The organism is Cytobacillus firmus NBRC 15306 (assembly GCF_001591465.1).
Taxonomy (GTDB): Bacteria; Bacillota; Bacilli; order Bacillales; family Cytobacillaceae; genus Cytobacillus; species Cytobacillus firmus.
Genome location: NZ_BCUY01000130.1, coordinates 1 through 6,741, shown reverse-complemented (window position 1 = coordinate 6,741; position 6,741 = coordinate 1). Strand labels below are relative to the sequence as shown.

At 39.6% G+C, this 6,741-nt stretch carries 9 protein-coding genes and 1 pseudogene; 2 read left to right on the top strand and 8 right to left on the bottom strand.

The genetic code is table 11. The annotated features are described in order from the left end of the window. Window positions 1-105 (top strand): annotated as a pseudogene (locus tag BFI01S_RS23165) (ATP-dependent DNA ligase); the annotation flags it as partial. A gap of 132 nt (window positions 106-237) precedes the next feature. On the opposite strand, the gene merA reads toward BFI01S_RS23165, so the two are convergent. From merA to BFI01S_RS20395, 6 genes are all read right to left on the bottom strand, one after another. Continuing rightward, window positions 238-1,896 (bottom strand): mercury(II) reductase, encoded by a 1,659-nt coding sequence (gene merA / locus BFI01S_RS20420; protein WP_061794233.1) that lies wholly within the window; start codon window positions 1,894-1,896, stop codon window positions 238-240. Between the two features lie 254 nt (window positions 1,897-2,150). Then, entirely contained in the window at window positions 2,151-2,489 is a 339-nt protein-coding gene (gene merP / locus BFI01S_RS20415) for a mercury resistance system substrate-binding protein MerP (RefSeq protein WP_061794232.1), read from the bottom strand. A gap of 16 nt (window positions 2,490-2,505) precedes the next feature. After that, a complete protein-coding gene (gene merT, locus BFI01S_RS20410; RefSeq protein WP_061794231.1) occupies window positions 2,506-2,808 on the bottom strand; it encodes a mercuric transport protein MerT in 303 nt (100 codons plus the stop codon). Then, window positions 2,805-3,074 carry a hypothetical protein gene (locus BFI01S_RS20405; RefSeq protein ID WP_061794230.1) on the bottom strand — a complete coding sequence of 90 codons (270 nt, stop codon included), beginning with the start codon at window positions 3,072-3,074 and terminating at the stop codon, window positions 2,805-2,807. Before BFI01S_RS20405 ends, merT begins: the two co-directional genes overlap by 4 nt. Before the next feature lie 14 nt (window positions 3,075-3,088). Continuing rightward, the gene (gene merR1 / locus BFI01S_RS20400) at window positions 3,089-3,487 is read right to left on the bottom strand and encodes a mercury resistance transcriptional regulator MerR1 (protein ID WP_061794229.1); all 399 of its coding nucleotides are present in this window, start codon (window positions 3,485-3,487) and stop codon (window positions 3,089-3,091) included. Between the two features lie 78 nt (window positions 3,488-3,565). After that, the gene (locus BFI01S_RS20395; protein WP_061794228.1) at window positions 3,566-4,294 is read right to left on the bottom strand and encodes an alkylmercury lyase family protein; all 729 of its coding nucleotides are present in this window, start codon (window positions 4,292-4,294) and stop codon (window positions 3,566-3,568) included. A gap of 239 nt (window positions 4,295-4,533) precedes the next feature. On the opposite strand from BFI01S_RS20395, the gene BFI01S_RS20390 reads away from it, so the two are divergent. Further along, complete coding sequence (locus BFI01S_RS20390; RefSeq protein WP_061794227.1) at window positions 4,534-5,394, top strand: ATP-dependent DNA ligase; 861 nt, start codon at window positions 4,534-4,536, stop codon at window positions 5,392-5,394. A 97-nt stretch (window positions 5,395-5,491) separates the two neighbouring features. Here BFI01S_RS20390 and BFI01S_RS20385 read toward each other — a convergent pair whose 3' ends face one another. Together BFI01S_RS20385 and BFI01S_RS20380 are read right to left on the bottom strand one after the other, a co-directional pair. Next, window positions 5,492-5,872 (bottom strand): DUF6262 family protein, encoded by a 381-nt coding sequence (locus BFI01S_RS20385; protein WP_061794226.1) that lies wholly within the window; start codon window positions 5,870-5,872, stop codon window positions 5,492-5,494. A gap of 1 nt (window position 5,873) precedes the next feature. Then, the coding region (locus BFI01S_RS20380) for a tyrosine-type recombinase/integrase (RefSeq protein WP_156478359.1) at window positions 5,874-6,741 on the bottom strand (868 nt) is incomplete at its 5' end.

Here is a 6,741-nt window from a genome sequence, read left to right as displayed (position 1 = left end):
ACTAAGTTTAATAATCAGATTAAGTTATATACAAGGCATAATAATGAGGTTACTGCCAAGTTTCCTGAACTCCAAAATATTGATATTCCAGATGGGACGAAGTTATCAAGACTAAATTTAAAAAAACTTAATAATAACTAGGTGTTAAATATATTGGTCATGAATAATATGTTGAACAGTTTAACGTCGCTCACTTAAATGAAAAAGTAATAATAAAAAAGCTCCTAAAAAGGAGCTTTAACCAGCACAACAAGATAATTTTGACACATCTTTATCAAACGTAAGGGCAGCCAGCTTCAATCCTTCGGCCATTGTTAAATATGGAGCCATCGTTTCACGGAGATCCTCTACAGTTAAACCGAATTTGACAGCCAGTGTTGCCGCATAAATCACGTCTCCTGCGTTTTCAGCTACAACATGAGCCCCTAACACTTTTAGTGTTTTCGCATCCGCCACCAGTTTAAACACGCCTGTTGTTTCCCGATTAACCAAGGCTCTTGGAACGGCATCTAACGGTAAGACGGATGTTTTCACTTCATATCCTTTTTCTTTTGCCTGTTGCTCCGTCAAACCAACCGTTGCTATTGCTGGAGCAGTGAACGTAACCCCAGGAACAACCTCTAAATTCAGCTTTTTGTTCAGTCCTCCGATGGCATTTTTCGCAGCCATTCCACCTTCATAAGCTGCCACATAAACAAATTGAGGACCAAGCGTCACATCTCCTGCTGCATAAATGCGTGCATTCGTCGTTCTAGAATACTCATCAATCACGATTTCGCCACGAGAGCCTACTGTTACACCTGCTGCCTGTAAATTCAAAGTTGCGGTGTTCGGTGTTCTTCCTGTGGCTACCAGCAATTGATCTGCTTCAATGATTCGCTTCTTTCCATTAACCTCGACATGAACCTTTTTAACGTCCCCATCTTGTTCGATTCGTTCAAAGGATGCTCCTTTCACTAAATTGACCCCTTGTTCTGTTAAGGCTTGTGTAATGGCTTCTGAGATTTCAGGATCGTATTCCTTTAACAGACGCGGGCTTCTTTGCATCAATGTGACTTCTGAGCCAAGATTGTGGAATAGTTGCCCTAATTCCATGCCGATATAGCCGGAGCCGATGACGGTAAGACGCTTTGGAACCTTCTTTAATTCAAGCAGCGTGGTGCTTGTTAAATAATCGACCTCATCTAGTCCGGAAATATTTGGCATGGCTGGGGAAGCACCTGTCGCGATTAAGAATCGTTTGGCAGATAACTTCATGCCATTCACTTCAACGGTTTTTTCGTCCACGAATTTCGCTTCGCCTTTGATTAACTCAAATCCATAGTCATCAATTAAATCCACATACTTTGCATTTCGAAGATTCGTCACCAGCTCGTTTTTCTGCTTTATCAATGGTGCCAAATCCACATTATCGGCTGAAGTGTGCAATCCCACAAATGGATTGTTTCTTGCTATATGATTGATTTCACCAGCTCTTAACAGTGTTTTTGACGGAACACAGCCGATGTTCACGCAAGTTCCACCTACTGTTCCACGTTCGATGATCGCCACTTTTGCGTCATATTTTACGGCTTCAATGGCAGAAGAAAAGGAAGCCCCACCTGAGCCAATAATGATGTAGTCATAGTCGTAATTACCTTCATCACCTAAGCTTACATCTGGCTTTTCTTGCGATTGTGCTTGTATTTCTTCTGCTTCTCCTGGTTGATATTTTGCATCAGCAATTGCTTTTTTGGCTGTTTCCAGCTTTACATCATTCGGCAATTCAAATACAGCTTCTCCACGGCCAAAATCGGTGTTAATTCCCTTTGCACCAATATTTTCAAGAGCGACAGCTACATGTTGTTCACAACCAGTGCAGGTCATTCCTTGAACATTCATCCGATACATCCTCATTAAATTACTGGTCATTTCAGGTTTTTGAACTTCTTCTGCTTGTCCCGGTTGATAGTTTGCGTCAGCAATCGCCTTTTTTGCTGATTCAACCTCCACATCATTAGGAAGCTCAAATATAGCTTCACCACGACGAAAATCGACTTCAACCCCCGTAGCACCGGTGTTCTTAAGCGCTATTGCTACATGCTCTTCACAACCGGTACATGTCATTCCTTGAACGTTTACTCGATATCTTTTCATATCAAATTCCTCCTTTACTCGATTCCAAGCCCGAAATCTGAAACTGCTGTCTTGATTGCCTGTAAATCCGTCTTCTTATCATCAAAGGAAACCGTTACTTCTGCCGTGCTTCCACTGACTTTAATGGTCGATTTACCAACGCCCTCTACCTGTTCCATTACATCTTTTACAACAGAAGGTGGACAACAATCCATTCCCAAAACGGTGAATGTCCCTGTTTTATTTGTTACAACTGTAGTTTTTTCTTCCTTCTGAGGATCTATAGTATTTTGTGCTTCTTTTTCATTGCTACACGCAGTAACCAGTAACAGAAGGGATAATAGCATCATAATCCTGATTATTTGTACCCTCATATAAAGCACCTCATTTTTAAATTCCACCTTCAACTAGAAATAAAAAAAGAAACATGCCGAAAACGAAAACCGTCGTGATCCATAAGCCAAGGACAGAACTTTTTCTTTTTCCCTTTCTCCCATAAACCATATAAAAGGAGTAAGCAAGAAGAATGATGGTAACAATGCTGAACATTAACCGATATTTTAGTGAGTAAAAAGCTAATGCTCCAGCAAACCCAGTTAGTCCTAGAGGTATGAAAATAACTGGACCCAGGCAGCATGCAGCCATAGCAAAAGCTGAAAATACAGTAGCTAACTGTGATACTTTTTCCTTCATGATTTAAACCTCTCCATACTGCAACAATCATGCATTGCTGTTTCTTTCTTTGCCTCATTTTTTGTTTCTGGATCAGCTTTTCTCCAAACCTTGAACAGGGCAAAAACAAATAACAGGCCCATCACTATGAAAATTACATCTTTAAATTCCATGAAATAGGATCCCAGAGCTGTACCTGCGAACAACGGAAGGAGTAAAAAGAGGTGACACGGGCATGTAATTAGTGCAACAAGTAACCAAGCTGTACTTTTAATTGTTTTTTTCATCTTGTTTCACCTCTTTATTTATTCATCAACGTTTCAATAATGGGACATTCGTAAATGTCTTTGTTTTCAGGACATCTTTCTTTGAGGTCCATCAGCATTTGTTCAATTCTTTTGAGGTCTTCAATTTTATGCTGAATGTCCTCTATCTTAAGAACAGTGAAATCATACATATCACTGCACTTTGCTTCATCACGATCGACAACTCCTAATAATTTGTCAATTTCATTTAAGGTAAAGCCCAGTTCCTGCATCCTTTTTATGAAATTCACTCGATCTACCGTTTGTTGAGAATACGTACGGTAGCCATTTTCGGTTCGAACAGGCTCTGGAATTAAGCCTAAACGCTCATAATATCTAATTGTCTCCTTGTTAACGCCGCACTTGTCAGCCAGTTCTCCAATACGAAATTGCATATATTTCACCTCAGATAGAGTATACACCCTGTACTTAGGTACAGGGTCAATATATATTGTACTTCATTGCATGAAGTTCTACTCAGCATTAGATCCAGATAACGTGCCGCCAAATATAGCAGCACCAACCTCATAGGCTTCCATAAGAGTCAGCTTGACCTTCGCCATCGTTGAATTTTTTGCATTCGCTTTTTGCCAATGTTCCTCAGAGCAATAAAATTGTATGGCTGGACAACAGCTGGCAGAAATGGACATTGGCTCACTCGGTCCACAAGAAGAATCGCAGCATGCGTTGGCAGTATCCATTGTTCCCAAGCCTACTACAACGGTGCCAAGATTGGTAACGGGAACGTTGTCTTTCACATGGATGGTGATCTTTTCACCGCAAAATGCACATTCAGACTCAATCACGGCATCCGTAAACATGGATGGAATGCCTAGAGCATCAATTGCACACATGGAATAAGATGGTGCCATACCAGCCAATGTGACTCGATGCGGGGTGGGAACTCCAGAGAAAGGATATGCCACTGTGACATCTCCAGATTTGTGGTCCCAGTGAACTAGGTCCAATTCCCTCAAACGCTGAAGAGCAGAGTTCATATCGATTTTGGCTTGTTCCTCCATTGCGGTTATATTATTGATATTGACTATTTTTCCCTCTGCCATGGAAAGAAGGATATCTGTACGAATCAGGTTTTCGGCAGGAGACAGGTTACTGATTTTTTCCTCAAATCCTCCTTTTGGCAAACCGAGTGATTGTAACACCTGGTCCTTTATTGAAGCATTGATATGATTTTCGCTCATGTTGTTGCGTCCTTTATTGTGTATTTAAGTTATTATTCTTTTATAGTTTAAACCTCGTACTATGGTACAGGGTCAATAATTATTTCTTGAAATTTTATTTGAACTTTCTGCTCTTACCTCTATGCAAACATGGAGGGAACTGTACAACAGTTATGAAAAAGAAGTTGCTTAAATCAACACCCAACAGTTCCCATAGACTTTTTACCTATTGACCCATTAAAATTATATTGGGTGATTTCATGTCATTTATTACACCAATGTTATTAGAAAAAACGGATCAGCCATTTTATGATACAAACTATATTTTTGAGCCAAAGATGGACGGCATTCGCTTACTTGTTAGTAAAGTAGGTGATCAGACCCGCATGTGGACCCGGCATAAGAACGAGATAACGCAACGCTTTCCCGAATTACTTGATGTGCCGGTAGATACTGACGTTATCCTAGACGGAGAGCTCGTTTGTGTAGACCCTGAAACTGGATCAATTGATTTTGAACTGATAATGGAACGCTTTTCTGCGAAAAAGTCGGACAAAATCAAAATATTGCAAAAGCAATTGCCGGTTGAGTATGTCGTTTTTGATATTCTGCACTATGATGGAACAGACTTACGCTCCATACCTCTTTTAGAACGTAAGGCTATTTTGGATGAAGTAATGCATGAAAATGCTTTTTACAAGAAAATTAGCTATATTGAGGATCGGGGTACGGATTTATTTGCTGCAGTCGAACAGATGAAGTTGGAAGGCATGGTATGTAAGTATAAAAACAGTAAATATGTCAGTAAGAGAAGTAAGCATTGGCTTAAATTGATCAACTGGATGTATGAAGACGTTTATATAACTGGATACCGGAAGGATGAATTTGGATGGGTGTGTTCCCGGAAAGAGGGAGAAAACTTTCGTCCGATAGGGACATTAGAACTTGGGACAACACCACAGGTACGACAGGCGTTTTATGCTATTTCTAAACAACTGATTACACGAGAAGATGATAAGTTGGTTGAACTGGAACCAGTTATTAGATGTCGTTTGAAATTCCGAAATTATACGAGGAAAGGACTGTTACGCACACCTTCCTTTGTTAAGTTTCTATATTAAATAAAACGCCAGGGGAAACCTGGCGTTTTATTTAATATAAGAGGTGTCTTTTGCACCTTGGATTTAATTGGAACGAGAAAGAGAAGGGGCACTCAGCTTATATCTTCTTGTAGACTTCTGCATAGGCTACCTTTAATTGGTCTCGTAAATCCTTGTTCTCATGCTCTAATCGCTTAACTTTCCGCTTTAACGATTCGATAATCGCGTCTTTATTATTTTCATGCATTTCAGACTTAACCTGCTTTGCAGAAGGGCTCTTTATCTGCTGCTGACGTAGTGTTTCAATTCGCTCACGTAGTGCCACATTATTGTATAGCGTAGCCTTTGCCACTCCGGCCTCACTGGCTACACTATTAAAATTAATTGCTTGATTAGCTCTAACGAGCCTTTTAATAGCCTCATCTACTTTACTTATGGTAATGGCTTTTCGACTTTCGTGGATTTGCTTTAGGTGTTTCTTGCGGTCATATGCTGCCATATTATACTCCTTGCATACGTTTTATTCTTTCCATTCGTCCAAATATTATATTTCCTTGTTTAATCGTATTATAAATATCCTGTAGTCTCTCTAAATTCTTCTGATTTTTTTGTGCTATTTCTTCACGCCCATATTGTTTCGCTACTTCAACCATTTTAGAAGTGGATTGAATGTGAATTTCATATTTTGCTACATCCATTTCTGAAAGGCCTACTGCCAGGTCCTTACATGGGCTGCCACCATTACATGTTAAGCAAGGGGGTTCCTCTGCATAAGGGCAATTTCCATTTAATCTCGCTCTACAGGATCCGTAAGGATTGTCAATTGCGGTTAACTTGTGGTTTAGCCAAAGCATTTCCTTTATTTCTTCCGGTATCTCTTCATCTTTATTAACTTCGTACATATTACCGTTTAAATCGAAACTAAAAACTCCGTCAGTAACCGCCTTTTCATATGCTTTACGCTTTGTTTCATCTAAAAGTTTAGCATATACCATTGTCATCTCCGGTGACGAGTGGGCGAGTAACTCTTGCACTGTGAAAATATCGGTACCGCTATTTAACAGTTTTATTGCAAAGGTATGTCGAAACTGATGCATTTTAAAATGAAATAGGTTCCCAATTTCGTCGGTTATAATCTTTCTTCTAGCTAAGAGATTTAACTGGTCAGAAACCCATCCTTGTTCATAAGCTTTTCCTTTCCTTTTCCCCCTATATCGAACAAAAATAAAGTCTTCAGGATTATTCTTTTGGTTGCTGTGTTTTTTTGCATTATCTATTAAAACTGCCATTATATTTGCTAATTCTTCATCGATTGGAATCATGTGGCCTTTTACATATGTTTTCTCTATATCGGTTACTATACTGAAT